26 protein-coding genes and 1 pseudogene are annotated in these 24,410 nt (G+C 67.7%); 9 read left to right on the forward strand and 18 right to left on the reverse strand.

Features of this window, described 5'->3' with window-relative positions; all coding sequences use genetic code 11:
* Positions 1-95: 95 nt before the first annotated feature.
* On the reverse strand, positions 96-1,637 hold the full coding sequence (locus tag F1D05_RS08340) for an MFS transporter (protein ID WP_246486520.1): 1,542 nt from the start codon (positions 1,635-1,637) through the stop codon (positions 96-98).
* Positions 1,638-1,694: 57 nt separating this feature from the next.
* Here F1D05_RS08340 and F1D05_RS08345 point away from each other — a divergent pair, with 57 nt between their 5' ends.
* On the forward strand, positions 1,695-2,393 hold the full coding sequence (locus tag F1D05_RS08345) for a TetR/AcrR family transcriptional regulator C-terminal domain-containing protein (RefSeq protein ID WP_185446731.1): 699 nt from the start codon (positions 1,695-1,697) through the stop codon (positions 2,391-2,393).
* An 85-nt stretch (positions 2,394-2,478) separates the two neighbouring features.
* Here F1D05_RS08345 and F1D05_RS08350 read toward each other — a convergent pair whose 3' ends face one another.
* The 4 genes from F1D05_RS08350 to infC all read right to left on the reverse strand — a co-directional run bounded on the left by F1D05_RS08350 (position 2,479) and on the right by infC (position 4,823).
* Positions 2,479-3,297: a TrmH family RNA methyltransferase gene (locus F1D05_RS08350; protein WP_185446732.1), complete on the reverse strand. Its 819-nt coding sequence runs from the start codon at positions 3,295-3,297 to the stop codon at positions 2,479-2,481.
* A 32-nt stretch (positions 3,298-3,329) separates the two neighbouring features.
* Positions 3,330-3,719, reverse strand: coding sequence for a 50S ribosomal protein L20 (gene rplT, locus F1D05_RS08355; protein WP_185446733.1), 390 nt, complete (start codon positions 3,717-3,719; stop codon positions 3,330-3,332).
* 78 nt (positions 3,720-3,797) lie between these two features.
* Positions 3,798-3,992 carry a 50S ribosomal protein L35 gene (rpmI, locus tag F1D05_RS08360; RefSeq protein WP_185446734.1) on the reverse strand — a complete coding sequence of 65 codons (195 nt, stop codon included), beginning with the start codon at positions 3,990-3,992 and terminating at the stop codon, positions 3,798-3,800.
* Between the two features lie 84 nt (positions 3,993-4,076).
* Positions 4,077-4,823 (reverse strand): translation initiation factor IF-3, encoded by a 747-nt coding sequence (infC, locus tag F1D05_RS08365; RefSeq protein WP_219733013.1) that lies wholly within the window; start codon positions 4,821-4,823, stop codon positions 4,077-4,079.
* A 274-nt stretch (positions 4,824-5,097) separates the two neighbouring features.
* On the opposite strand from infC, the gene F1D05_RS39905 reads away from it, so the two are divergent.
* Entirely contained in the window at positions 5,098-5,628 is a 531-nt protein-coding gene (locus F1D05_RS39905; protein ID WP_246486521.1) for a DUF1844 domain-containing protein, read from the forward strand.
* A gap of 241 nt (positions 5,629-5,869) precedes the next feature.
* Here F1D05_RS39905 and F1D05_RS08375 read toward each other — a convergent pair whose 3' ends face one another.
* From F1D05_RS08375 to F1D05_RS08405, 7 genes are all read right to left on the reverse strand, one after another.
* A complete protein-coding gene (locus F1D05_RS08375; protein WP_185446735.1) occupies positions 5,870-6,691 on the reverse strand; it encodes an endonuclease/exonuclease/phosphatase family protein in 822 nt (273 codons plus the stop codon).
* Between the two features lie 391 nt (positions 6,692-7,082).
* On the reverse strand, positions 7,083-8,228 hold the full coding sequence (locus F1D05_RS08380) for an FAD-dependent oxidoreductase (RefSeq protein ID WP_185446736.1): 1,146 nt from the start codon (positions 8,226-8,228) through the stop codon (positions 7,083-7,085).
* Positions 8,225-8,941: a TetR/AcrR family transcriptional regulator gene (locus F1D05_RS08385; RefSeq protein ID WP_185446737.1), complete on the reverse strand. Its 717-nt coding sequence runs from the start codon at positions 8,939-8,941 to the stop codon at positions 8,225-8,227. Before F1D05_RS08385 ends, F1D05_RS08380 begins: the two co-directional genes overlap by 4 nt.
* A gap of 427 nt (positions 8,942-9,368) precedes the next feature.
* Entirely contained in the window at positions 9,369-10,718 is a 1,350-nt protein-coding gene (locus tag F1D05_RS08390; RefSeq protein WP_185446738.1) for a discoidin domain-containing protein, read from the reverse strand.
* Positions 10,719-10,782: 64 nt separating this feature from the next.
* Positions 10,783-11,703 carry a carbohydrate ABC transporter permease gene (locus F1D05_RS08395; protein WP_185446739.1) on the reverse strand — a complete coding sequence of 307 codons (921 nt, stop codon included), beginning with the start codon at positions 11,701-11,703 and terminating at the stop codon, positions 10,783-10,785.
* Entirely contained in the window at positions 11,700-12,590 is an 891-nt protein-coding gene (locus F1D05_RS08400) for a carbohydrate ABC transporter permease (RefSeq protein WP_246486522.1), read from the reverse strand. The genes F1D05_RS08395 and F1D05_RS08400 overlap by 4 nt, the downstream gene beginning before the upstream one ends.
* A complete protein-coding gene (locus tag F1D05_RS08405; RefSeq protein ID WP_185446740.1) occupies positions 12,591-13,883 on the reverse strand; it encodes an ABC transporter substrate-binding protein in 1,293 nt (430 codons plus the stop codon).
* 115 nt (positions 13,884-13,998) lie between these two features.
* Between F1D05_RS08405 and F1D05_RS08410 the strand changes: the two genes are divergently transcribed.
* Positions 13,999-15,018: a LacI family DNA-binding transcriptional regulator gene (locus F1D05_RS08410; protein ID WP_185446741.1), complete on the forward strand. Its 1,020-nt coding sequence runs from the start codon at positions 13,999-14,001 to the stop codon at positions 15,016-15,018.
* 217 nt (positions 15,019-15,235) lie between these two features.
* Positions 15,236-16,411 (forward strand): glycoside hydrolase 5 family protein, encoded by a 1,176-nt coding sequence (locus F1D05_RS08415; RefSeq protein WP_185446742.1) that lies wholly within the window; start codon positions 15,236-15,238, stop codon positions 16,409-16,411.
* Positions 16,412-16,647: 236 nt separating this feature from the next.
* Here the strand turns inward: F1D05_RS08415 and F1D05_RS08420 are convergent, their stop codons facing one another.
* Positions 16,648-17,385: a TetR/AcrR family transcriptional regulator gene (locus tag F1D05_RS08420; RefSeq protein ID WP_246486523.1), complete on the reverse strand. Its 738-nt coding sequence runs from the start codon at positions 17,383-17,385 to the stop codon at positions 16,648-16,650.
* Positions 17,386-17,548: 163 nt separating this feature from the next.
* Here F1D05_RS08420 and F1D05_RS08425 point away from each other — a divergent pair, with 163 nt between their 5' ends.
* The gene (locus tag F1D05_RS08425) at positions 17,549-18,187 is read left to right on the forward strand and encodes an FtsX-like permease family protein (RefSeq protein WP_246486524.1); all 639 of its coding nucleotides are present in this window, start codon (positions 17,549-17,551) and stop codon (positions 18,185-18,187) included.
* Positions 18,188-18,189: 2 nt separating this feature from the next.
* On the opposite strand, the gene F1D05_RS08430 is transcribed toward F1D05_RS08425, so the two are convergent.
* The gene (locus F1D05_RS08430; protein WP_185446743.1) at positions 18,190-18,678 is read right to left on the reverse strand and encodes an SseB family protein; all 489 of its coding nucleotides are present in this window, start codon (positions 18,676-18,678) and stop codon (positions 18,190-18,192) included.
* A gap of 88 nt (positions 18,679-18,766) precedes the next feature.
* Between F1D05_RS08430 and F1D05_RS08435 the strand changes: the two genes are divergently transcribed.
* From F1D05_RS08435 to F1D05_RS08445, 3 genes are all read left to right on the forward strand, one after another.
* Positions 18,767-19,279, forward strand: coding sequence for a hypothetical protein (locus F1D05_RS08435; RefSeq protein WP_185446744.1), 513 nt, complete (start codon positions 18,767-18,769; stop codon positions 19,277-19,279).
* On the forward strand, positions 19,266-19,913 hold the full coding sequence (locus tag F1D05_RS08440; protein WP_185446745.1) for a uridine kinase family protein: 648 nt from the start codon (positions 19,266-19,268) through the stop codon (positions 19,911-19,913). The genes F1D05_RS08435 and F1D05_RS08440 overlap by 14 nt, the downstream gene beginning before the upstream one ends.
* A gap of 90 nt (positions 19,914-20,003) precedes the next feature.
* Positions 20,004-20,891, forward strand: a complete 888-nt coding sequence (locus tag F1D05_RS08445; RefSeq protein ID WP_185446746.1) for an aldose 1-epimerase family protein — start codon at positions 20,004-20,006, stop codon at positions 20,889-20,891.
* Here F1D05_RS08445 and F1D05_RS08450 read toward each other — a convergent pair.
* The 4 genes from F1D05_RS08450 to F1D05_RS08465 all read right to left on the reverse strand — a co-directional run bounded on the left by F1D05_RS08450 (position 20,881) and on the right by F1D05_RS08465 (position 23,147).
* Positions 20,881-21,333, reverse strand: a complete 453-nt coding sequence (locus F1D05_RS08450; protein ID WP_185446747.1) for a PH domain-containing protein — start codon at positions 21,331-21,333, stop codon at positions 20,881-20,883. The two genes, F1D05_RS08445 and F1D05_RS08450, sit on opposite strands and share 11 nt — an antisense overlap.
* A 4-nt stretch (positions 21,334-21,337) precedes the next feature.
* Complete coding sequence (gene hisG, locus F1D05_RS08455; RefSeq protein ID WP_185446748.1) at positions 21,338-22,183, reverse strand: ATP phosphoribosyltransferase; 846 nt, start codon at positions 22,181-22,183, stop codon at positions 21,338-21,340.
* Positions 22,184-22,231: 48 nt separating this feature from the next.
* Entirely contained in the window at positions 22,232-22,495 is a 264-nt protein-coding gene (locus F1D05_RS08460) for a phosphoribosyl-ATP diphosphatase (RefSeq protein WP_020390973.1), read from the reverse strand.
* A 121-nt stretch (positions 22,496-22,616) separates the two neighbouring features.
* Positions 22,617-23,147 (reverse strand): MBL fold metallo-hydrolase, encoded by a 531-nt coding sequence (locus F1D05_RS08465; RefSeq protein WP_206686326.1) that lies wholly within the window; start codon positions 23,145-23,147, stop codon positions 22,617-22,619.
* 200 nt (positions 23,148-23,347) lie between these two features.
* Between F1D05_RS08465 and F1D05_RS08470 the strand changes: the two are divergent.
* Positions 23,348-24,333: pseudogene (locus F1D05_RS08470) on the forward strand (P1 family peptidase).
* Positions 24,334-24,410: the final 77 nt, after the last annotated feature.

The following is a 24,410-nucleotide window of genomic DNA, read 5'->3' on the forward strand; positions in this document are numbered from 1 at the left end:
CGGCCACATGTCAACTCAAGTGTTCCCAGGTGCACTCGGTGCTTGCCGCGGAGGGGAGGCGCCCTGGCGCGCGCTGCGCCAACGGTGACACGCGGTCACGGATCCCGTCGACCGTCGCCCTCAGCTGCCGAGACCTCGGCGAGTTCCGGGGCCGACGGCTCCTCCGTACTGCGGCGCCGCGGCAACGCGATCGCGGCGACAACAGCACCGGCCAACGCACCGACCAGCCCCGCGGTCATCGCGATCGACATGGCATCGGTGAACGCCGATCGAGCAGCGGCGACAAAGTCGGGACCGAGCGCCAGCGTGTCGGCGATCGACTTGCGACCCGCCTCCGGCACCGAGTCCGGAAGCGACGACGAGTACGCACCGGCAAGCACACTGCCCAGTACTGCGACCGACAGCGCGGCCCCAGCCTGCTGAACCGTGTCGTTCATCGCCGACCCGACACCCCGATGCTCGGCAGGCACTGACTGCATCAGCAACGTGTACGCCGCGGGCCCGGCCAGTCCGCCACCAATACCCATCACCAACAACCCCACGATCAGCAGCCCGTACCCGGACGAAGTACTGACCTGCGTCAGGATCCCGAAGCCGGCCGCGATCACCACCAGCCCGACCGCGATCAGCGTCCGGTCGGCCAGCTTCTTCCCGAGCGTCGCCCCGAGCCCGTTGAAGAGCATCGCCGAAGCGGCGTACGGAATCAGCGCGAGCCCAGCCTTCAACGGGCTGTACCCGAGGACGAACTGCAGGTACTGCGTGAGCGCCAGCAACAGTCCACCGGCGGTGAACGACAGCAGCACGATCGAGAAGCTGGTACCGCTGAAGTTCCGGTCCTCGAACAACGCGAGCGGCACCATCGGGTGCTCACTCCGCCTCTCCCACCAGGCGAACGCGATCAGGCCCGCCACTCCGGCCACCAACCCAACGAGCACCTTCGCCGAGCCGAAACCGTCGGCCGGGATGGAGATGATCGCCCACACCAGGGCCGTCATCCCGATCATCGACAGCACCGCGCCACCGGGATCGACAGCGCGGGCCGGCCCACGAGACTCGGGGATCAACGCGACCGCACCGATGATCGCTACCAGCGCGATCGGCACGTTCAGCAGGAAGATCGAGCCCCACCAGAAGTGCTCGAGCAGTACGCCGCCGACGGCCGGACCGGCGATCACGCCGACCATCGCGACCATGGACCAGCCGGCCATCGCCTTGCGCTGCTCCTGCGGTGGGAACACCGTGAACAGCAACGACAGCGTGCTCGGCATCAGCAGCGATCCACCGACGCCCATCAGGGCGCGGCAGGCGATCAGCTGCCACGGATTCTCCGCCAAGGTGGCCAGCAGCGAGGCCAGTCCGAACAGGACCAGCCCGATCAGCAGCACCTTCCGCCGGCCGAAGCGGTCGGACAGGCTGCCCGCGGTCAGCAGCAGGCCCGCGAACGCCAGGATGTAGGCATCGATGATCCACTGCACGTCCGCCGGGGTCGCGGACAGGTCGCGCATCAGCGACGGGATCGCCAGGTTGAGCACGGTGTTGTCGACCACCAGCACCATCAGGCTCAGGCAAAGAATCAGCAGGATCCACCAGCGTCGCGGATGACCGGTCGCCGTGGACTCGTACGGTGTACTAGTCACTCGCACACTGTACGACAGGACCGCACAGTGTTCCAGTGAATTAGCTAGGATGGGCGCATGAAGGAATCGATCTGGACCCGGAAGCCGGCCTCGGCACCGGCGCGGGAGACCCTGACCCGGGAGCAGATCGTGCGGACCGCGATGACGACGCTCGACGCCGAGGGGCTGGCCGGGCTCAGCATCCGCAAACTGGCCGCCAAGCTCGGGGCCGGCGCGACCAGCCTGTACTGGCATGTGCCGACCAAGGACGACCTGATCGATCTGCTCATCGACGAGATCTGGGGCGAGATCGACGTCCCGGATCCGGCGCTGGCCGGCTGGCGCAACGGCGCCCTGCTCTTCGGCCACAGTCTGCGGGCCGCCGTGATCCGGCATCACTGGCTGCCCGAGGTGATGTACACCAGGCCGAGCATGGGGCCGAACGCGATGGCGTTGGGTTCTCGCGGTCTGGTGCTGTTCGGCGCGGCCGGTTTCACCGGCAAGGACCTCGACTACGCGATGGGCAGTGTGATGGCCTACACGCTCGGCACCGCGAGCGCCGAGGTCGCGACCCGCGAGATCACCCGCAAGTCAGGCGTTTCGCTGACAGAGTGGGCTGGTGAGGTGCTGAAGCAGGTGGATGCCGTCGCGGACGAAGACATGCGTGAATCCGTCCGCCGCCGGGCCGATCGCGACCTCGACACGACGTTCAGCGAGTCCTTCACCTTTGGCCTCGAAGCCCTACTCGACGGCCTCGAAACCCGAGTACGGAACTAGCCCAGCCGGTATGACGGCGCCCGCGTGCGGAGGTCAGCCCGTACGGCGTTGCGGAAGTCAGTCCGTACGGCGTTGCGTGCGGAAGTCAATCCGTACGGCGGTGCGCGCGGGCCGAGGCGTAGAGGCAGACGGCGGCCGCGGTGGCGAGATTGAGCGACTCGGCCCGGCCGTAGATCGGGACCTTCACCGAGCGGTCGACGATCGCGTCGAACCCGTCGGGCAGCCCGTGCGCCTCGTTGCCGAACAGCCAGACGGTCGGCTTGGCGAGGGTGCCGTCGTCGATGCACTCGTCCAGATCGGAACTGCCGTAGCCGTCGGCCGCGAGCACCTGCAGGCCCTGTTCCCGCCAGGCCTTGGCGGCGGTCGCGATGTCCGCGTCGACCGAGATCGGCAGATGGAAGATGCTGCCGACGCTGGCACGAACGGCCTTCGGGTTGTGCGGATCGACAGACTCCGCGGATAGCACGACGGCATCGGCGCCGGCCGCGTCCGCAGTACGGATCAAGGTGCCGACATTGCCTGGGTCGCGCACCTGAACGCCGACGGCCACCAGCCGCGCAGTACGGAGTACGGCATCTTCCAGGGCGACGTCCACCAGCGAACAGACGGCGACGACGCCTTGGGAGGTGACGGTCTCGCTCAGTACTTCGATCGCCGCGCGATTCACGTCGTACCACGGGACGTCGGCGAACTGGGCCAGGTCGCGGAGGTCGCGGTGCCGGGTGGCGACGTCGGGCTCGGCGTACACCTCGACCACCAGCTCGGGGTGTTCGAGTGCCTCGCGGACCGCCTGCGGACCCTCGACCAGGAACCGGCCGGACTTGCGCCGGAACGCACGAGTGGCGAGCCTCCGGGCCTGTTTGATCCGCACGGATTGCGCGGTCAGCAGACCAGGGCTCGCCACTTCGGTGTTTGCTACTGGATCGTCGCTACGGCTCAGGCCGCGGCGTCGCTCTTGGCGTTCACGTCGGCCGGCAGGGCCGCCTTCGCCAGCGCGAGCAGCGCCGAGAACGCCGGCGCGTCGTTGACGGCCAGGTCGGCGAGGATCTTGCGGTCGACCTCGATCTCGGCCAGGCGAAGACCCTGGATGAGACGGTTGTAGGTCAGGCCCTCCGCGCGGGACGCAGCGTTGATGCGCTGGATCCACAGCTTGCGGAAGTCGCCCTTGCGCGCCTTGCGGTCACGGTAGGCGTAGACGAGGGAGTGGGTGACCTGCTCCTTCGCCTTGCGGTAAAGCCGCGAGCGCTGGCCGCGGTAACCGCTGGCCTGCTCGAGTACGACCCGGCGCTTCTTGTGGGCGTTGACTGCCCGCTTCACGCGTGCCATGAGGTGTTACTCCTTGTATTTCTGCGCCGGAAGAAGCTCGTCCACCCGGCGGGGTGTTCGGGGTGGGGGAAGAGCAGCTCAGATGCCGAGCAGCTTCTTGAACTTCTTGGCGTGCGACGGCGAGACCTCGATGGTGCCAGCCAGCCGGCGGGTGCGGCGGCTCGACTTCTCCTCGAGCTTGTGGCGACGACCGGTGCGCTCGCGCAGCAGCTTGCCCGAACCCGTGACCCGAACGCGCTTCTTGGCACCCGAGTGGGTCTTCATCTTCGGCATGGCTATGTACTCCTGGTCTCTTTCGTTGACTCGATCTGGTGTGCTTGCTCCGGCAGCGTCAATCTCGGCGACCGGAGCGACACATCACTCCGGATCGAGGTTGTCTGCCGGACCCTTGGGCTTCTTGGTGGCCCCGGCTGCCTTCTCGGCCTCGAACTGCTTGAGTTGTTCGGCCCGCTCGACCCGCTCGGCTTCTTGCTCGGCCTCGTGCTCGGCGACCTTCTTGGCCTTTTCGGCCTCCACGTCCACGCGCGCCTCGGACTTCTTCTTGTGCGGTCCGAGCACCATGATCATGTTCCGGCCGTCCTGACGCGGCGACGACTCGACGAAGCCGAGCTCCCCGACATCTTCGGCCAGCCGCTGCAGCAGCCGGAACCCCAACTCGGGGCGGGACTGCTCGCGACCACGGAACATGATGGTGATCTTGACTTTGTCACCGGCACGCAGGAACCGGACGACGTGACCCTTTTTGGTCTCGTAGTCGTGCGGGTCGATCTTCGGCCGCAGCTTCATCTCTTTGATGACGGTGTTGGTCTGGTTCCGGCGGGACTCGCGCGCCTTCTGCGCGGTCTCGTACTTGTACTTGCCGAAATCCATCAGCTTGCAGACCGGCGGACGTGCCGTGGCCGCAACCTCGACCAGGTCGAGATCGGCTTCCTGTGCCAACCGAAGTGCGTCTTCGATCCGGACGATGCCTACCTGCTCACCGTTCGGTCCGACCAGTCGCACCTCGGGAACGCGGATGCGCTCGTTGACGCGCAGTTCAATGGTGATGGGTCCTCCTGGGTTGTTCGTTTTCTGGGTACCACCTCGTGATCGCCCGAGGTCGATCCGCCGGGAAATGACGAAAGGCCCTCGTGCGTCCACACGAAGGCCCAATTCCCAGATCGACGGCGGTACAACCCCGGTTACCCGAAGTACGCCGTACGATCGCCGTCTTTCCTGCCCTTGCGAGCTGGTAAGCCGGCGTGACCGGGACCCGCCGACTTCTCATCAGCTGGGTGGGAGGTGGCCCTCCGCTTAGACTCGAACCATCGGCAGCCCTCGAGTATTCCGCTCAGGGGTGACCAATGGACCGGGTCGGTCGCCATGCAAGAGTAGCAGCATGACCGACCCCATCTCCACTTCACCCAAAACCCCCACGGCCGAGCCCGCTGTGGAGCCCACCACCGCGCCTGTCGTGGAGTCTGCTGCCGCGCCCGTCGTCGAGGCCGCGGCCGCGCCTGCGGCTGTACCTGCAGATGAGGCCGCCGTGGAGACCTCTGTCGAGGCCGAGCAGCACCGGGTGGATCCGATGTCGACCATCTCCCGGGACATCGCCGAGGTACCGAGCGTGGAGATCATCTCGACCGCCGCCCTGCACCTGATGAGCGCCGCCGCCGTGAACCTCGGCCTCGCCGAAGACCTCCCCGAGCACAAGGACCTCGACGAGGCCCGCTCCCTGATCGATGCCCTGGCCGGCCTCCTCGATGCCGCCGCCCCCAGCCTCGGCCACCACCACGCCGCCCCCCTCCGCGACGGCCTCCGCTCCCTCCAACTCGCCTTCAAGGAGTCGTCGTCGATCCCCGACGAACCAGGCACCGGCCCAGGCGAGAAATACACCGGCGAAGTCCACCCCACCGCCTCCCGCCGCTAACACCCCCGTACTACGCCCACGCTTCCCCCTTCCGACATCGGCCGCTCGCATCACCCACCCGCCGTACGGACGCCTTGTGCACCGGCTGAGCATTCCGTGCCGATCTCTTGCTCAGGCCGTGCACATAGGCGCGGACACCCGCGGGCGCGGCCGGCCTATGTGCATCCGCTGAGCGTTTTTTGTGCACGGACTGCTCAGTCCGTGCACAAAGACGCCTGTACTGCGGGAAGGCGGGCCCTGTTCAGTCCAAAGTCATCCCGGCCCAGAGCTTCTTGTGGTCGGAGTTCGGGGTCGAGATGGCATCCGAGAAGGTTGGCGTGAAAGCGGAGGCCTTCATGAAGGTGTAGTCGATTTTGGCGCCGCCGTCGCCGGTGGCCGGGCCGCCTCGGTTGCAGCAGCCGTTGCCTTCGGTGTGGGTGCCGGTCGCGCCACCGCCGTACGCCGGGCGGTACATCACGTCGAGCGCGTCGTCGTCGGGCTGGAGGTTGAAGTCACCGGCGACGAAGGCGGGGTGCCCGGCGGCCGCGTAGTCGGCGAGGATCGCGGCGACCTTGTCGACCTGGGCGCCGCGGGTACCGTCGCCGTGGAAGTCGATGTGGGTCGAGCAGGCGATGAACTTCTGCGGCGACAGCATCGCGCAGACCATCTTGCGCGGCTCGTTGCCGTACGGGTTCGGCAGATCCCAGACCTTGGTCCAGTCCCGATCGCCCTTGGTCACCAGGGCGATCCCGTACTCGGAACCGTCGTCGCACAGATGCGCCGTCGGGACGTGAAGCACCTGGTAGTTCGCGTCGGCGAGCCGGGCCCGGATCCGGGCCGCCTGACCGGCACACACCTCTTGCAGTGTGGCGGTCCGCGGCCGGGTCGGGCGGTTCAGAATCGAATCCGCCACCTCGTTCGCCACCGCGAGGGTGCCGTGATTGCACTTGTTGCCGCAGAGGTTGAAGCTCAGATTCAGAAACGTGTACGGCGCGGCTTCGGCGCGCGGCGTCGCGGATGAGAACGACAACGCGCCGACCACGGCAACCGCGGTGAGGGCAGTGAGCAGGAATCGCCGGGTCATGCAGACCAGCTCCTAGGGCGTGGAGACAAGCGGACCCCAGGAACCTAACCGCACCACTCCCCCGCACCACCGATCTCGACCAAACCCGACCACCCCGTCCGCACGGCGAAGGCGGGAGAACCAGAGCACCGAGGCGAGTCCGGCCAGCAGGGCCACGGCCAGGGCGACCCCGACCCACCAGATTGCCGGGCGCTGGCCGCCGGCCGCTGGGCGCTAGGCGAGGCGCTGGGCGCTGCGCGGTGGGGTGGGTGGGCGCTGCGCGGTGGGGTGGGCGCTGCGCGGTGGGGTGGGCGCTGCGCGGTGGGGTGGGCGCTGCGCGGTGGGGTGGGCGCTGCGCGGTGGGGTGGGCGCTGCGCGGTGGGCGCTGCGGCTGGGCGGTGGGTGCAGGCAGCTAGCCGGGAACCGAGGCGAAGAAGTCGAGCAGGCCTTGGGGGCTGTCGGGAGCGAAGCACATCTCCAAGCTCATGGCCGATTGCGACGCCGATTCCTCGGCGCGGGGGAACAACGCCTCCTCGTACTGCGCGAGCGCGTCTTCCGGGCGACCCGGGTTGGCGACGATCGCGGTGGCCAGTTCGGCGCCGTCCTGCATGGCGAGGTTCGCGCCCTCACCGGCGAACGGGGACATCACGTGCGCGGCGTCCCCGACCAGCGTGACGCCGGGAATCCGCTCCCACCGGAGCCCCACCGGCAGAGCGTGGATCGGGCGCGGAACCAGGTTGCCGTCGGCACCGGTGATGAAGCCATGGAAGTCCTCGTGCCAGTCGGCGAACTTCTCCATCAGTGCGACCTTCGCCTTCTCGGTATCGGCGAAGTCGATCTCGCCCGAGGTGGACCACCCCGCGTCCGCCAGCAGCGCCGCGTACACGTGGAGCGACCCGTCCGGATCCCGGTGGCCGAGGAATCCCTTGCCCTCACCGAGCGCGAACATCATTCCGTTCCCCACCATCGCGGCCTCCACCGGATGCCGGCTGTCGGCAGCTTCGAGGTTGAGCTCGACGAACGACAGCCCGGAGTACAGAGGCTTCGCATCGGAGACCAGCGCCCGCACCTTCGACCAGGCGCCGTCCGCGCCGATCAGCAGGTCCGTACTGAAGCTGTTGCCGTCAGCAAGCGAAACCTCGTGGCGGCCGTCACCGAGCGGCTTGACGTCAATGACCTTCGCTCCCCAGCGAACCGTGCCATCCGGCAGGGAGTCGAGAAGGAGGTCGCGCAGCGAGCGGCGGTTGACCTCCGGCCGGTCGCCGTCGCCGGCGCCGTCCTCCTCCGAAAGCAGCACAATGGCGTGCTTGTCCAGGATCCGGGTCGACTCGCCGCCTTGGTGGATGATGCCGCGGAACTCGTCGTACAGGTCGGCCGCGCGCAGTGCCGCCTGGCCGGACTCGACGTGGATGTCGAGCATGCCGCCCTGGGTGCGCGCCGTCGGCGAGGCGTCCAGGTCGAAGACGGCGGGCTCGATGCCGTTGACGTGCAGGACGCGAGCGAGAGTCAGCCCGCCCAGTCCGGCACCGATGATCACGATCGGGTGATGTGTGGTCATTTCGATTCCCCTTCGGGTTTCGGAGTGCCGAGCACCCCGTTGATCAGGACGCGGAAACCCCACGCCAATCGCGCTTCACCGGGTCCGGACAACAGGTCGTCCCCGTGCGCTGCGATCTGCGGATGGGTCTCCGCCGAGAGATTCCGTACTGCGGTCGCCAGGGCTGCCCATTGCTCGGACTGTCGACCGTCATCCGCCTTCGCTCGCGGATCACTGGCGGCATGCTCTGCCGCGGTCGCTGTGGCGAACAGCAACAGCAGGTCGATCCCCCAAGCAGCCTGGGCTTTCGGGACACCACCTTCGTCGAGCAGAGCGAGCAGAGCCTCGACCAGATTCAGATACAGCGGTCCCGAGGGCCTCGCCACCAGGGCGGACTGAGCCAGTCCCGGGTACTCGAACAGCACATCGGCGTACGACGTAAGCACCCGCTCGAGCCGGTCTCGCCAGTCCCCCGCAGCCGTCGCCGGGGCGAGGTCGACAGCTCCGAGCAACTCCTCCAATACAGCCGCATGCAGCTCGTCGGTATTGCGCACGTACACATAGAGCGAAGCCGCGCCCGTATCCAGCTCCTGCGCCAACCGCCGCATAGTCACCCGCGCCAGCCCCTCAGCCAGCACCAACTCGACCGCAGTCGCCACAATCCCGGCCCGCGTCAACGCCGCCTTGGCCGGCCTCTCCCGCCGACTCCGCGGCCCCGTCTTCTCTTCGCTCATGACACCCGACCTTCCTCATCGCCTTCCTCTCACACCATAACGAACATGTTCGTTACGAACAAGTTCGCTACAGCCGGTGGGCGCTCAGCGCAGGAAGGCGGGGCGGGGCGGGGCGGGCGGGGCGGGGCTAAGCGGGGTGGGGCGGGGCCGGGGCTAATCGGGGTGGGGCGGGGCAAAGCGGGGCGGGGCGGGGCGGGGGCTAAGCGGGGCGGGGTGGGGGGCGGGGCGGGGCGCGGGCCTGGTGGAGGTCCGCCGGAGACAAAGAGAGCGGCCCTGCCCAGGGGGAATGGGCAGGGCCGGTCAGGGGTCAGGGGTCAGGGGTCAGGGGTCAGGGGTCAGGGGTCAGGGGTCAGGGGTCAGGGGTCAGGGGTCAGGGGTCAGGGGTCAGGGGTCAGGGGTCAGGGGTCTGGGGTCTGGGGGTCAGGGGTCAGGCGAAGGCCTTCAGTTCGTAGATTCGGGCTGCGGGGTCGGTGCCCTGGGTGGGGGTGGTGATACTGAGGCGGACGTACCGGGCGGTGACGCCGGCTACGGAGTGGGTGGTGACCGCGGAGGTGTTGTTGGTGACGGTCGCGCGGGTGGTCCAGGTGGTGCCGTCGGTGGAGGTCTGGACGGTGAAGGCGCGGGTGTTGAACGACGCGGATTCACCACCCGCCGAGGCGTGCGAGATCTCCACGCTGCCGAGAGCGACCGAGGAGCCGAGGTCGACCTGCAGCCACTTGGAAGCGGCCAGCGAGCAGAACTTGTCGGCGTTGCCGCCGGACACACTGCCGTTGACCGCCTTGGCCGGGCCTTCCGTAGAGGCGCAGGACGCCGAGCCAGTGGCCGGCTTGTTCAAAGCAAGGTTCACCGTGCCGGTCGTACCAGCCATCGCGGATGTCATCTCGCGGGCCCACTGCCAAGGTGCGGAGGTGCCGCCCGGGTCGGAGTTGAAGTACTCCCAGCCGTCGACGCCACCGAAGGTCGGGTACTTCGCGACCAGCGAAGCAAGCGTGCTCTTCAGCGTCGGCAGTGCGACGTACCCGCCGCAGTTGGCCGAGTTCGTCACCACACCCGCGACCACCTTCGACGGGGTGAACAGCCCGCGATTGATGATGTTGTCGTAGCCGGTGGTGTTCGCCATCGAGCCCCAGCCGCAGTAGAACTGCGCGTTGTACCAGTCGATCTTGGCGCCGCGGTCGCGCTCAAGAGTCTCGTAGTTGAACCCGGACAGGTTGCCGCCACCGGTGAGCGCGGTCGCGACCGGCGCCAGCGTGATGATGAAGCCGGTCCCGAAGTCGGTGGTGAGCTGGTCGATCAGCCGGTTGATACCGGCCTGCGACATGCTCTCCTCGACATCCAGGTCGAGCCCGTCCAGCCCGTACGTCGTGACCAGGTTCTTCAGCCGCGGGTAGTACGTGTCGAAGTCGGTGTCGAGTCGCTGGAAGCTCCCCTGCGCGGCACCGCCGACGAAGGCGGAGACCTTGACGCCCTTGGCCTGCATGGCGTGCAGGTCGGCCCACATCTGGGTGAACTTGGCGGCTTCCGGCGGGTCGTCGTTCAGGTGCACGACCGTCGGATCGAGGTGGATGGCGCCGACCAGCACGTTCGTGACGCCGGTGACGTTGTCGGTCATCGCCTTCGGCGACACGTACGCGCCGTTCAGGTACTGCGTCTGGTAGTACACGACGACCCGCTTGCTGTCAGCCGTGGTACGCGACCGACCAGCAAACGCGGGTGCCGAGATCGAGGCGGCGCCGAAGACGGCGGCGACCGCGAAAACCATTGCCTTACGCAACATTGAGAAACTCCTTCGAACCAAACCAGCATGGGCGGATGGGTATGGCCGAACAAGAAATACCGACTTATCCTTTCACGGCGCCCTCCTCGACGCCCTTGAAGAAGAATCGCTGGCAGACGGCGAACACGATCACGATCGGGATGAACGCGATCATCGTGCCCGCGGCGATCAGCCGGGGGTTGTTGCTGAAGGTCCCGGACAGGTACTGCAGACCGACCGTCAAGGTGTACTTGTTCGGATCGGTCAGCACGATCAGCGGCCAGAGGAAGTCGTCCCAGGCGCCGATGAAGGCGAAGATCGCCACCACGCTGATCGTCCCGCGCACCGAGGGCAGCCCGATGTAGACGAACCGCTGCCACACGTTCGCGCCGTCCACCACCGCGGCCTGGTCGACCTCGACCGGCAGTGAGCGGAACGCGTTGAACATCAGCAGCACGTTCAGCGCGCCGATCATCCCGGGCAGCGCCACTCCGAACAACGTGTTCGCCAGCCCGAGCTCCCGAACCGTCACGTACTGCGAAATGATCGTCACCTCGCCCGGCAGCACCAGCGTCGCCAGGAACAGCCCGAGCACGATCCGGCGGAACCGGAACCGCAGCCGCGACAGCGCGAACCCGGCCAGCGAGGACCCGATGATGTTGCCCCCGACAACCAGTACGGCGACCAGCACCGAGTTCTTCATGTAGTCCCAGACCGGGATGGTGTCCGCGACCTCACGGTAGTGCGACAGCGTCGGCTGGGCCGGCAGCAGCCGCGGGATCCGGGTATAGATGTCCTCCCCGGATCCCTTCAGCGACGTGGAGAGCTGCCACAGGAACGGCCCGATCGTGATCAGCAGCACGAACACCAGAAGCAGGTAGCGAACCACCTTCTCCGTCGGCGAGATCGAGCTGAACCCGAACGAACCGCGGCGCGGCCGGCGCCCCGCAGTACGGTCCGAAGCCGGCACGTCGACAGGCCGCGCGGGATCAGTGACAACGGTCATGCGTCGGCCGCCTTCCGGTTGAGCCTGGCCAGCACCAGCATCGGTACGACGGTGACGAAGAACAGCACGATCGACAGCGCGGAGGCGTAGCCGAGGTTGCCCTCGAAGCCCTGGCTGTACTGCTGGATCAGCATCACCACCGAGTTGTCCCGGCCACCGGGACCGCCCTTGCCACCGGACAGGATGAACAGCTCGGAGAACACCCGCAGCGCGGACACCGAGATCAGGATCGAGATCAGCACCATCGTGCCGCGGACGCCCGGAATGGTCACGTGGATGAACCGCCGCAACGGCGACGCTCCATCCACGGCGGCCGCTTCGTGCAGCTCACGGCCGACGTTCCCGAGGGCGGCCAGGTAGATGATCATGTAGTACCCGAGGCCCTTCCAGATCGTCAGACTGATTGCACTGAGCAACAACAGCCACTGGTCGCTGAGGAACGGCAGCGGCCCGGAGATCACGCCCAGCTTCTCGGCCAGGCCGTTGACCAGACCGCGATCGTCCAGGATCCACTGCCAGATCAGCGCGACCACCACCGCCGACGCCACCACGGGGGTGTAGAAGGCGGTCCGGAAGAAGGTGATCCCGGGCAGCTTCTTCTCGACCAGTACGGCGAGCAGCAGCGGGAAGATCGTCAGGAACGGCAGGCAGACGACCATGTAGATCACGCTGTTCAGCAGCGCGTACCGCAACTGCTCGTCGTGCAGCAGGGTCTCGAAGTTCTTCAGTCCGACGAACGACCCACCCCCGATCGGGCGGGCGTTCGTGAAGGACAGGATCACGGTGTTGACCGACGGCCAGAGGTTGAACACCAGCAGCCAGGCCAGCGCCGGGATGACCAGCACCCACGGGGTGAACCAACGCTGGTACCGCACTCCCTTACGCATCTACTGGGTGAGCAGCTGGTTGGCCTTCGCCACCGCGGCATCCAGGGCGGCCTTCGACGTCACCTTTCCGGCGATCGCCAGCGAGATCTGCTGGTTGATGAAGTCGTTGGTGGCGCCGCTGATCACGGCCGGCTGCAGCGACTTGGCCTTGGCCAGCGAGGCGAACGCGAGCACCTTGGCGTCGGACTCCGGCGTACCGTCGCTCTTGGAGAAGTACGGGTCTCCTCCCGAGGCCTTGGTGGACGGGAAGATGTTGACGATCTTCGCGAACGCGGCCTGGTTCTCGGCGTTGGTGACGAACCGGGCCAGCGCGATCGCAGCCGCCTGGTTCTTCGTCTTCGCCGATACCGACAGGCCCTGCACATACAGCGGCGGGGTGTCGAGCGCGGGCGACGCGACAACCTTGCCCTTCAGCGACGGGTTGTCCTTCTGGAAGTCCTGGATCGCGTTGCCGCCACCGGTGGTCCAGGCGACCTTGCCCTGGGTGAAGAGCTTGGAGTTGCCCAGGTACTCCTGGGTCAGGATGTCGCGCGGCAGGTAACCGGCCTGGTAGGCGGCGCGGTACTTCTCCAGCAGCGCAACGGCTTCGGGGGTGTTGAAGGTGAAGGTCTTGCCGTCGTCGGACAGCACCTTCACGCCCGCGTTGGTGAAGTCACCGATGCCGGGCAACCGGCTCATCAGGTATTCCTTGCCACCGGACTTGTCGTGCATCACCTTGGCGGCCGCGAGCAGCTCGTCGAAGGTCTTCGGCGGGTTCTTCGCGTCCAGCCCGACCGCCGTGAACTTGGCCGAGTTCCAGTAGTCGATGTCGGTGTTCAGGTACCACGGGTAGCCGAACGTGCCGTTCTGGCCCTGGTACTGGTACGCCTGGATGCCGCCCTCGACGTACTCCTCCGACAGCTTCGGGTCGGCGGCCGCGACGTCGAGCAGCAGGTTCTGCTTGGCCAGCGGGAGGGCGAAGTCCGGCGGCAGGTTGACGACGTCCGGCAGTTGGCCGGCCGAGGCCTGGCTCAGCACCTTTTTGTCGTAGCCGTCACCCGGCTGGTCCAGCCAGGTCACCTTGGTGCCCGGGTACTTCGCCTCGAAGGCCTTGACCACACCTTCGACGTACGACGTGAACTTCGGCTTGAGCGCCCAGGTCTGCAGGCTCACCTCGCCGGTCACCTTGGTGTTCGCATCCACCGTCGGCTTGCTGTCGGACGACGTATCGTCCGAGGAGCCGAGCCCGCAGCCTGCGAGTGTGATGGCCGCGACGGCAAGAGCTGCCACCGGTATGAGACGACGACTACGCATGGGGTTCTCCTGAAGTGATAAACCGGTATAGCTCCTCGACTATCCACATCGTAGAATCCGCTGTCAAGGGGACAACAAGCGTCTCGCTTGCGGGACACTGGGTGAGGGAGGGCTGATGGCGCGACCGACGATCGCCGATATCGCCGACAAGGCAGGCGTCTCGAAAGGCGCGGTCTCGTTCGCGCTGAACGGGCGGCCCGGAGTCAGTGACGCGACCCGGGCGAGGATCCTGCAGATCGCCGAGCAGATGAGCTGGCGGCCGCACAGTGCCGCCCGCGCGCTCGGCGCCTCCCGGGTGGACTCCGTCGGCCTGGTGATCGCCCGGCCTGCCCGCACGCTCGGGGTCGAGCCCTTCTTCGCGCACCTGCTCTCCGGCCTGCAGTCGGGCCTGTCGGCGCACTCGATCTCGCTGCAACTGCTGATCGTGGAGAACACCGAGGCCGAGGTCGAGGTCTACCGGCGGTGGGCCTCCGAGCATCGCGTCGACGGCGTGATCCTGGTCGACCTGACCGTGCGGGACCCCCGGCTCGACGCTTTGAAAGCGCTGGAGATGCCGGCCGTGGTGATCGGCGGCCGGGGCGGCAAGGGCGCGCTCGCCTCGGTCTGGGCCGACGACCGGGACGCGATGCTCTCGATCGTGGACTACCTGGCCGCGCTCGGTCACCGCCGGATCGCGCACGTGGCCGGTACGCCGAACTTCCAGCACACCCAGCGCCGGATCAAGGCCGTCCGCGATGCGGCTCCCCGGCTCGGGCTGATCGACGCCCCTTCGCTGACGACCGACTTCAGTGACGCGGAAGGCGCCGCGACCACCCGCAAGCTGCTCTCGCAGGCGGATCGGCCGACCGCGATCGTCTACGACAGCGACGTGATGGCAGTGGCCGGGCTCGGCGTCGCGATGGAGATGGGCGTCTCGGTGCCCGGCGACCTGTCGATCGTGGCGTTCGACGACTCGATCCTGACCCAGCTGATGCATCCGGCGCTGACCGCGCTGTCCCGAGACACCTTCGACTTCGGCCGCCAGGCAGCCGAGGTCCTCCTGGAAGTGATCGCGACCCCCTCAGCAGTAATCAACCGCCGAACCGCAGACCCGGTCCTGACAGTCCGCGAGTCCACCGCTCCCCCAGCCCCCTGAACCCCGCCTCCCCTCACCCCACCCCCGCCTTCCCCGCCCCACCCCGCCTTCCCTCACCCAGCCCTCCCCCGCCTGCCCCCACCCCGCCTGCCCCCTCCCCGCCTGCCCCGCCCCACCCCGCCTTCCCTCACCCAGCCTGCCCTCACCGCACCCTCGACCATGGTCGACAGTTGGACTTTGTTGGCGTTCTTGGCTAAACCGATTTAGCATCCTTCTCATGCTCTTGGATCCCGTCACGCCTCGGTTCGGCGCGAACTACGTCCCGTCCTCCGGCTGGTTCTACAGCTGGCTCGACTACGACGGCGCCGCCGTCCGCCGGGACTTCGCCGACCTGGCCGGGCTCGGGCTCGACCACGTCCGGGTGTTCCCGATCTGGCCGTGGATCCAGCCGAACCGGGCGATCATCCGGCAGCGCGCGATCGACGACCTGCTCGATCTGATCGACGCGGCCGCGGAGTACGGGCTCGGGGTCGGGGTCGACCTGGTCCAGGGACACCTCTCGAGCTTCGACTTCCTGCCGTCGTGGGTGCTGACCTGGCACCGGCGGAGCATCTTCGAGGACATGAGCGTGCGCGACGGACTCACGGCGTACTGCGAGGCGGTGGCGGGCGCGGTGGCCACGCGGCCGAACGTCTTCGCGATCACGCTCGGGAACGAGGTGAACAACCTGTGGCCGGACAGTTCGACGACGCCTTCGAGTTCGACGAGCTGGGCGCGGGATCTCCTGGTCGCGGTGAAGAAGGCGGCGCCCGACGTACTGGCGTTGCATTCGGTCTTCGACGACGCCTGGTACAAGCCGGACCACCCGTTCCACCCGGTCGACATCGTCGATCTGGGTGAGCTGAGCACCGTCCACTCGTGGGTTTTCAACGGGGTCTCCCGAGTGGACGGGCCGCTCGGCCCCGCGACGCTGACGCACGCGGACTACCTCGTCGAGCTGGCCGCCGCGACCTCGCTGGATCCGTCGCGGCCAGTGTGGTTGCAGGAGATCGGCGTACCGGGCCCGGACATCCCGGTGAACTTGCAGGCGGAGTTCACCCGGCGGACAATCGATTCGGTAGTCCACAATCGGGCCCTGTGGGGCATCACCTGGTGGTCCTCCCACGACATCGACCGCCGCCTGCTCGACTTCCCGGACCGCGAATACGACCTAGGCCTCTTCACAGTCGACCACCAACGCAAGCCGGCCGCCGAAGCTCTGGCCGAGGTAATCGCGGAGGTCCGCTCAACCGGCGTCCACCCACAGCCCGCGACCACCATCACCGCCCCGATGAATCCCCGCACCGAGCCCCACCGCCGCGCCGAGATCGCCCCAGGCAGCAACTTCCACCTCGCCTGGGTAGCCGCCCGCGCAAACGGCCCAGTCCGGATCGCCCTCCCCACCAACAACTAGCCGCACACTCAACAGGCCCACCCCGTCGCAGCTCCTTCTGTCGCGGCTGTCTTCCGGCTGGCTTTGCGGTGGAGTGTCCCGACCGACAGGTAATGGCCGACCCCACACCTGAGCGCGAGGCTCAGCCAGGTGTCGTCTAGGGCGATTCCGGGGACTATTACCTGTCGCTCGGGACAGCACCCCCTTGAGGAGCGGCGTCTCCGGCGGATGATTGAGCGGCCGACGCAGGAGGGAGACTACCGGCGGTCGATGAGGACCTGGATGCCGTCGAGGATGCGGTTCAGGCCGAAGTCGAGGTCGTCGTCGACGGTGTCTTCGTACTCCTGGTTCATGTAGAGCGACAGCACCTTGTCGTAGCCGGCGGCAACCAATTGCGGGACGAGGAACTCCCCCACTGCCTGCGACTCGACAGGCGCGGAATTGCTGGCTGCCAGTTGCCGGAACAGGTTGGCATAGCTGCGGGCGAGTCCGTCGAAGAGCAGTGCGCAGCCCAGCATGTCGTGCTGGCTGAGCCCCGTCCCCTCCAGCACCCGGAGCAGAGTCTCCAGCCAGTGCAGCAGGTTCGGCGTCACCGGGGCGCCGCGGATGGGTACCTCCAGCAACCACGGGCGCTCCGCGTACCGGTCGACCTGCGCCTGACACCACGCGCGTGAGCCTTCCCGCCAGCCATCGGCCTCGAGGATCTCCGAAGGCGCGCGCCCCCAGGCCTTGTCGGCGACGAGAACGATCAGCTCGTCCTTGGAGCTGACGTAGCGGTACATCGCGTTGGTGCTGACGCCGAGGTGCGCCGCGATCCGCTGCAGTGAGATCGCCTCGAAGCCCAGGTTGTCACCGAACTCGATGCCGGTGGCCACGATCTGGTCGACGCTCAGCGCCGGCTTCGGGCCGCGCCGCTGGATCGGGTGAACGCCCCAGGACAGCGCGAGGCCGGGCGGCAGCTCTGCGCCGCCTCCACTGTCCATCGCCTCGCTCATGCTCTTCATCCTTCCGCATCCGAGCCCCGAAGTCGGCACCAAAGGGCAAACAGGGGAGCTAGCACCACCACCGAAACGGGTCTTCCACTCCTCGGCCGGATAACTGTTCAACCCCTACGCTTTTTCATCGTAGGCACCTCTCCTTCAGCGAAGGAAGACCACGATGAATTCCCTCCTCACCACCCTCGGCCCGCTGCTTTCCCCGGACGAAGTACTGCTGACGGACAACCTGTACGCCGATGTGGTGGTTACCAGCTCGTCAGGTGGCATCTCGGCCAGGCTGTTCGAGCAGGTTCGCAGTACGGAAGGTGTTTCCGCGGCCTCGGAGCCGGTCCGGAGCAAGGGGTGGATCGAGGAGCCGTACGACACGTCCCACACGAGTGATCCGTGGCCGCTGCTTGGGCTCAACGGAGCTGTGTACAAGGGGAAGGTGCGGGCTGGATCGCTGGATGAGCTGAGGGGTTCGACGATCGCTGTCGCGGTGCTGGATCGGCGTCGCGAGTTCGGGCTGCAGCGGCTGAGCGGGTCCACCCGGCGGCAGATCTCGAAGATGCTCTACCTGGAGAATCTGGTGATCGCGGCGATGGGCCTGGTCCTCGGGGTGGTCGCGGCCTGCTTCAGCATCTTCCCGATCGCGATCGCGATCGCGACCCGCGGGTGGCCGATCCCGTCCGGGCCGCTGTGGCTGCTGTTCGCCTGGATCGCCCTGGTCCTGCTGCTGGTACTCCCCGTGACCGCGATCGCCGGCCACCTCGCGATGCGCCCGAAGCCGATGGACGCAGTCAACTCCCCAGCGGGGTGATCTCAGGCTGGGGTGATCCAGCCGTAGCCGCCGTCTTCCAGGCGTACGACCTGGAGGCCGGCGGCCAGGCGCCGTACGTCGTCTGTCTCCAGTACTGCGGGCGCCGGTCCGGCCACATCGAGAACGAGCGCGGTGGCGCCCTCCTGGATCGCGGCGGTCGCGACCAGTTGCGCCTGAGCGGGCATCGGCCGTGCTTCGGGGCTCCACCTGGCGAGACTGTCGGTGCTGGTGAACGCCAGCAGCGCGTTCCGCCCGTCCTGCCCCTGCAGCAGCGCCACCGCCATGTCGGAGGTCTTGTCGTGCGCGAGCCCCTGCTCGTCGTACTCGACCTCGCCCAGCATCGCCACCACCGGCACCAGCAGCCGGGCCTTGGTCAGCGCGAGCAGAATCGCCCCCTGATCGCGCTCGAGCAGCGCCTGGCCGAGCGCGGGGTCAGCCGACCCGTCGTCGTTGTCGAACCCGGTAAAGGCCAAGCGGCGTTCTGGTTGCACCCGCCTATTGTCCCCGGAGCGCGGTTTCAGGGTGGCGTCAGGGCTCTTCCCCTCTTGGTTCCGGCGTTTCCTGTGCGAGCCTGGGTGTGTGCCTGACTTCAACGATGTGACGCTGCTGCCGCTGTGCGTGGGCCTGACGCTGCTCGGCCTGATCGGCTCGTGGATCGCCTGGCGGCGCCGCGGCCTGGCTGCCGGGACCCGCGGACTGGCCTGGTCGCTGCTGCCGGTCGCGCTGTACATGACCGGGCTGCTGAAGCTGCTCTGGGACATTGTGAAGTCCGCTGTCACCTGGGTCACGCATCTGATCTTCTCCCCCACCGTGTGGGCCGGCGCGGCGCTGTTCGGCGTCTCCGTCGTCCTGTACGTCGTGTCCGGTGTCGCCCGCAGTCGCGGTGGCGCCTCGGAGAAGGCACCCAAGACCAAGCCCGCGTCAGCCGCCGTCGGCGAACTGACGGCCACCGGGCCCGCCCCCGCCTCGGCCTCCGCCCCTGCTGCCAAGCCCGCCAAAGCCCCCAAGGCCAAGGCCGGGAAGGCTTCGAAGCAGGAGTCGTCGGAGTTCGACGAGATCGAGGACATCCTGAAGCGCCATGGAATCAACTGACCCACTGACCATCGACAGCCTCCTCGACCACGTCCTGGCCACGCCCGCCCGGCTCGGCCGGACCCGGCTGATCAGCGTCGACGGTCCCGCCGGCTCCGGCAAGAGCACCCTGGCCGGGCGGATCGCCGCCCGCGCCGAGGCCCGCGACCTGCACACCCTGGTCATCCACATGGACGACCTGTACGACGGGTGGGACGGCGCCGTCCGCGGCTTCGGCCTCCTCCGCGACCACGTGCTGAAGCGCCTCGCGGACGGCCGCGAGGGCCGCTACCGCCGCTACGACTGGAACTTGAACGCCTACGCCGAGCTCCACGTCGTACCGGTCACCCTAGATCTGCTGATCGTCGAGGGCGTCACCTCGGCCGACCGCGACGCCGACCCCTGGCAGTCGCTGAAACTGTGGATCGAGACCAGCAACGAGGTCCGCCTGGACCGAGGCATCACCCGCGACGGCGAAGCCCTCCGCGACCGCTGGCTCGACTGGATGCGCTGGGAACGCGACCACTTCGGCGCCGAGAACACCCGTTCCCGAGCCAACGTCATCGTCGACGGCTCCCCCGCGGCTCCCCACGATCCGGAGCTGGAACTGATCGCCAAGTCGGTCAACCTCTCGCACGACTCCGCCGCCTCCTGACAGGCCACCGCCCGGGCAGGTCGGTCATCGATTGGTGTCCGCTATGTGGTGTTAACCCACCAGGTGTTCGCCGTGGGTAAGGATGGGGACATGAGTGTTTTGCCGTCGGGCGAGCAGTGGACCATCCGGGCCGGTGGGTATGCCGGGACGGTGGTGAGTGTCGGAGGCGGTCTGCGCGGACTTGGCCACGAGGGGCGTGAGCTGCTCGTCGGGTATCCGGAGGACAAGGGCGCGCACGCGGGGATCGGGCAGCACATGTTCCCGTGGCCGAATCGGATCACCGACGGGAAGTACACCTTCCAGGGCGTCGATCAGCAGCTCTATCTGTCCGAGCCGGCCCGATCCAACGCGATCCACGGGCTGACCCGGTGGGCGAACTGGGAGCGCGCCGACGACGGGATCGACGAGTCCGTCGTCGAGGTGGCGCACCGGCTGCACGGACTCCCGGGGTACCCGCACCAACTGGACCTCGGGATCACCTACCGGCTCGGCGACGACGGCCTGACCGTCACCGCGAAGGCGACGAACATCGGTTCGAGCGACGCGCCGTACGGCTATGGCACCCATCCCTATCTCAGCGTCGGGCGCAAGATCGACGAGTGCGAGCTGGAGTTCACCGCGGACCAGTGGCTCGAGGTGACGCCGGATCGCCTGAGTCCGATCGGTACGGCGGCGGTCGCGGGCTCGCAGTACGACTTCGGCAAGGCGCGGCTGTTGCAGGATCTCGACATCGACAACGCGTTCACCGCCTTGCCGCCGGTCTGGTCGGTGACACTGACCGATCCGGACACCGGAAACCGGGCTGTGCTGACCAGCGACACCACGTGGATGCAGCTTTATACAGGGAATGCGATCGGCCGCGTCGGCCTCGCGGTCGAGCCGATGACGTGTCCGCCGGACGCCTTCATCAGCGGCGACGACCTGATCGTGCTGAAGCCGGGCGACGACCACACCACGACATACAGAATCAGCTGCTAGGCCCGGCCCCGTGGGCGCGCGCGACGCCGGCCAGGTGCTTGGCCGCGGCGCCCGCGCGGCTGCCTTCGGATGCCTGGATGGCGAGTACGCCGAGGCGGTTGCCGTTGGCATCGAACAGCTGCAGCCACGGGTCGCCCGGGTTGAACCGCAGCGCCTTCACGTCGCTCCAGGCGTAGCGGTACGACTTGAAGACGTTCCGCACCGCCAGCCCGTCCTCGTACGCCGTGACGCGGACCGTGCCCATCCGGTAGAGCAGCCACAGGACCACGCCGAAGAACGCCAGCAGGGTGAGCCGCTGGAACCAGCTGAAGGTGGCCCTGGACTCGTCGTCGAACCGGAACCAGATCACCCCGAAGACCGCGATGATGCAGACCCCCATCACCGCGGCCATCATCGCGATGATCCACGGGTGGAAGGTCCACAACGACGGCTTCTGGGTCATCTCATCAGATCCGGCAGGCGTGGATATCGGTGGTGAGGATGGCACGGGCACCGATCTCCCAGAGCTGGTCCATGATCCGCTGCGCTTCGGCCCGGGGCACCATCACGCGGACGGCGACCCAGCCTTCCCGATGAAGGGGTGACACCGTCGGCGACTCCAGGCCCGGTGCGACCGCGTTCGCGGCCTCCACCGCCTCGGCGCGGATGTCGTAGTCCATCATCACGTAGTTGCGCGCGACCAGGACGCCTTCGAGTCGCCGTACGAGCTGCTCCAGCCCGGCCGGCCGGTCCACGCCGTGACGGCGGATGAGGACCGCCTCGGACTTGAGAATCGGCTCGCCGAACACCTCCAGCCCAGCCTGGCGCAACGTCGTACCGGTCTCGACCACGTCGGCGATCACGTCGGCCACACCGAGCTGGACCGCGGACTCGACCGCGCCGTCCAGCCGGACCACGGACGCCTTGACGCCGTTCTCGTCGAGGTGGTCGGCGAGGATCCCGGCGAAGGAGGTGGCGATCCGCTTGCCTTCGAGGTCCTTGACCGACTGCGCGACGCCGGGCCGCCCTGCGAACCGGAAGGTCGAGCCGCCGAAGCCGAGACCCATGATGATGTCGTCGTCGGCGTGCGAGTCGAGCACCAGGTCGCGCCCGGAGATGCCGACATCGAGCGTGCCCTCGCCGACGTACACGGCGATGTCGCGGGGGCGCAGGTAGTAGAACTCGACGCCGTTGTCCGGATCGGTCAGGGAGAGGTCTTTGGTGGTCCGGCGCTGCCGGTAGCCGGCCTCGGTCAGGATGCTGATGGCGGCTTCGCTCAGCGAGCCTTTGTTCGGTACTGCGACGCGCAGCATGGCAATGGCCTATCTGTGAGAGGTGAACCGGTGATCCGTAGGGCGCTCCTACAGATGTCGGTACACGTCGTCGAGGCTCAGGCCGAGCGCGTGCATCATCACCTGCGCGTGGTAGAGCAGCTGGCTCAGCTCCTCCGCGGCCCGCTCCTTGCCCTCGTGCTCGGCGGCCATCCAGGACTCGGCGGCCTCCTCGACCAGCTTCTTGCCGATCGTGTGCACGCCGGCATCCAGCGCTGCCACCGTGCCGGAGCCCTCCGGTCGGGTCAGTGCCTTCTCGCCCAGCTCGGCGAAGAGTTCGTCAAAGGTCTTCATCGCTGGACCAGCCTAGTTGGTCCCCACCCGACCCCGTGCCCCCAGGTCTCGCTCTCCGGACGACCCGGCTCCGCCTGCCGCTGTCGGCGTGCTGGTTGGTGAGGCGTTCCGCCCGTGCGACTCAAGACTCGACCGCGGTATTAGCGGCTGTCAGGGAGCGGGGTGGGGAGTGCGCGTCGACGTACCAGGTGTGCCGCTCGCGCAGCAGGCGGCGGGCCATCGCGTGGTCGAGGCCGTCGGTCTCTTTCCTGAGGTGGAACGGCGGCGGGAAGTAGCAGTCGCCGAGCAGCATCACGCGGGCGTCCGGAATGGTCACGACGAGCGAGTCCGGCGCATGGTTGCCGCCGACATGACGCAGCTGTACGCCGTACGCCAGGTCGAGCTTGTCCTCGAAGGTGCGGTGCGGCGGGAGCACTTCGAACCCGTCCCAGTCGGGCATCGCGAGGGCGCGAGCGCGGAAGCTCGGTCCGAGTTTTGGGTTCTCGGTCACCTGGTCGCGGAGGTATTGGTGGCTCCATGGCCGGTTTGCTTCGGTGGTGAGCAGGTCGGTCGCTGAGGCGTGGGCGACGATCTCGACGCCCTTCCAGGCGCAGGCGCCCCAGGTGTGGTCCCAGTGGTGATGGGTGTAGACGAGGGTTGTCGGTGCGGGCAGGCCCTGCCTCGGTGATTGCCTGCTGGATCTCGCGGGCGTGGGCCGGGCTGTTGCCGGCGTCGACGAGGATGCTGCCGTCGTCGCCGGTGATCAGGGCGACCGAGGCGCGGATCGCTTCCGGATCCGGGTCGTGTGGGTAGAGCCACACCCGGCCGCTGACCTGCTGCAACTTTTCGACCATCTGGCAGACGATAGCTGTCATGCCAACAAGAGTCCGCGCCCTGGGAATCGTCCCCGGCACCCTGCCGACCGGCCCCCTGAACGCCATCACCGACGTCCCCGGCGTCCTGGTCGGCCACACCACGATCGACGATGGCGGCCTCCACACAGGTGTCACCGCGATCGTGCCCCCGGGCTTCCACCCCGAAGCACCCGATGCGGTTCGGTTGCCGGCGGCGGTCGCGGTGGGGAATGGGTATGGGAAGTTGGTTGGGTCGACTCAGGTGGATGAGCTCGGGGTGCTCGAGACGCCGATTCTGCTGACCGGGACGTTGTCGGTCTTTCGGGTCGCCGACGCGCTGGTGACCTGGTTGCTCGAGCGGGATCCGGAGGCGACCAGCCTGAATCCCGTGGTCGGCGAGACGAACGATGGTTTCTCTCCGACATCCGTCGCCGCCCGATCACCCCCTCGCATGTCTTCGCCGCACTGTCGTCGGCATCCGCGGAGCTGCCCGCCGAGGGCTGCGTCGGCGCCGGGACCGGAACCGCAGCACTCGGGTTCAAAGCAGGCATCGGTACGTCGTCCCGCCAAGCGCCAGGCGGCACGGTCGGCGTACTGGTCCAATCCAACTTCTCGGGGATCCTCACAGTGCTCGGTACGCCGGTCTCTGCTCCTCAAGCCATCGGTACGCCGGGTGGCAACTCCTGCATGATCGTCGTCGCCACAGACCTCCCCCTCGACGCCCGCCAACTCGGCCGAGTCGCCCGCCGCGCGATCTTCGCGATGGGCCGGGTCGGTTCCGACTACGCACCCGGCAGCGGCGACTACGCGATCGCCTTCAGCACAGCGACCACTTCCGGCGTACCGGAATCCGAACTCGGCAAGGTCTTCCAAGCGACGATGGAGGCGACCGAGGAGGCCCTACTCAACTCGCTGACGATGGCTGTTGACGTCACCGGCTTCAGCGGCAACACGCGCTCCGCAGTACCGCTTGAGCTGGTCGCGGCAGCAGGTCGTCACAGCTGACCACCGCCCAGGCCTCCGAGGCGAATCCGTTCCTCGGCGAACGCCCAGCAGCAGCCTCCGGCGTCCCGAGCGACAGG

This window comes from Kribbella qitaiheensis (genome assembly GCF_014217565.1).
GTDB classification, from domain to species: domain Bacteria; phylum Actinomycetota; class Actinomycetes; order Propionibacteriales; family Kribbellaceae; genus Kribbella; species Kribbella qitaiheensis_A.

What these genes read in the sequence shown, in the direction of transcription:
- F1D05_RS08420 (WP_246486523.1), bottom strand. Translation starts at nt 17,385, where the DNA reads ATGAGCGAGGCGATGGACAGTGGAGGCGGCGCAGAGCTGCCGCCCGGC.
- rpmI (WP_185446734.1), bottom strand. Translation starts at nt 3,992, where the DNA reads ATGCCGAAGATGAAGACCCACTCGGGTGCCAAGAAGCGCGTTCGGGTC.
- F1D05_RS39905 (WP_246486521.1), top strand. Translation starts at nt 5,098, where the DNA reads ATGACCGACCCCATCTCCACTTCACCCAAAACCCCCACGGCCGAGCCC.
- rplT (WP_185446733.1), bottom strand. Translation starts at nt 3,719, where the DNA reads ATGGCACGCGTGAAGCGGGCAGTCAACGCCCACAAGAAGCGCCGGGTC.
- F1D05_RS08445 (WP_185446746.1), top strand. Translation starts at nt 20,004, where the DNA reads ATGAGTGTTTTGCCGTCGGGCGAGCAGTGGACCATCCGGGCCGGTGGG.
- F1D05_RS08345 (WP_185446731.1), top strand. Translation starts at nt 1,695, where the DNA reads ATGAAGGAATCGATCTGGACCCGGAAGCCGGCCTCGGCACCGGCGCGG.
- hisG (WP_185446748.1), bottom strand. Translation starts at nt 22,183, where the DNA reads ATGCTGCGCGTCGCAGTACCGAACAAAGGCTCGCTGAGCGAAGCCGCC.
- F1D05_RS08375 (WP_185446735.1), bottom strand. Translation starts at nt 6,691, where the DNA reads ATGACCCGGCGATTCCTGCTCACTGCCCTCACCGCGGTTGCCGTGGTC.
- F1D05_RS08410 (WP_185446741.1), top strand. Translation starts at nt 13,999, where the DNA reads ATGGCGCGACCGACGATCGCCGATATCGCCGACAAGGCAGGCGTCTCG.
- F1D05_RS08450 (WP_185446747.1), bottom strand. Translation starts at nt 21,333, where the DNA reads ATGACCCAGAAGCCGTCGTTGTGGACCTTCCACCCGTGGATCATCGCG.
- F1D05_RS08415 (WP_185446742.1), top strand. Translation starts at nt 15,236, where the DNA reads ATGCTCTTGGATCCCGTCACGCCTCGGTTCGGCGCGAACTACGTCCCG.
- F1D05_RS08400 (WP_246486522.1), bottom strand. Translation starts at nt 12,590, where the DNA reads ATGCGTAAGGGAGTGCGGTACCAGCGTTGGTTCACCCCGTGGGTGCTG.
- F1D05_RS08385 (WP_185446737.1), bottom strand. Translation starts at nt 8,941, where the DNA reads ATGAGCGAAGAGAAGACGGGGCCGCGGAGTCGGCGGGAGAGGCCGGCC.
- F1D05_RS08425 (WP_246486524.1), top strand. Translation starts at nt 17,549, where the DNA reads ATGAATTCCCTCCTCACCACCCTCGGCCCGCTGCTTTCCCCGGACGAA.
- F1D05_RS08440 (WP_185446745.1), top strand. Translation starts at nt 19,266, where the DNA reads ATGGAATCAACTGACCCACTGACCATCGACAGCCTCCTCGACCACGTC.
- F1D05_RS08390 (WP_185446738.1), bottom strand. Translation starts at nt 10,718, where the DNA reads ATGTTGCGTAAGGCAATGGTTTTCGCGGTCGCCGCCGTCTTCGGCGCC.
- F1D05_RS08380 (WP_185446736.1), bottom strand. Translation starts at nt 8,228, where the DNA reads ATGACCACACATCACCCGATCGTGATCATCGGTGCCGGACTGGGCGGG.
- F1D05_RS08405 (WP_185446740.1), bottom strand. Translation starts at nt 13,883, where the DNA reads ATGCGTAGTCGTCGTCTCATACCGGTGGCAGCTCTTGCCGTCGCGGCC.
- F1D05_RS08395 (WP_185446739.1), bottom strand. Translation starts at nt 11,703, where the DNA reads ATGACCGTTGTCACTGATCCCGCGCGGCCTGTCGACGTGCCGGCTTCG.
- F1D05_RS08460 (WP_020390973.1), bottom strand. Translation starts at nt 22,495, where the DNA reads ATGAAGACCTTTGACGAACTCTTCGCCGAGCTGGGCGAGAAGGCACTG.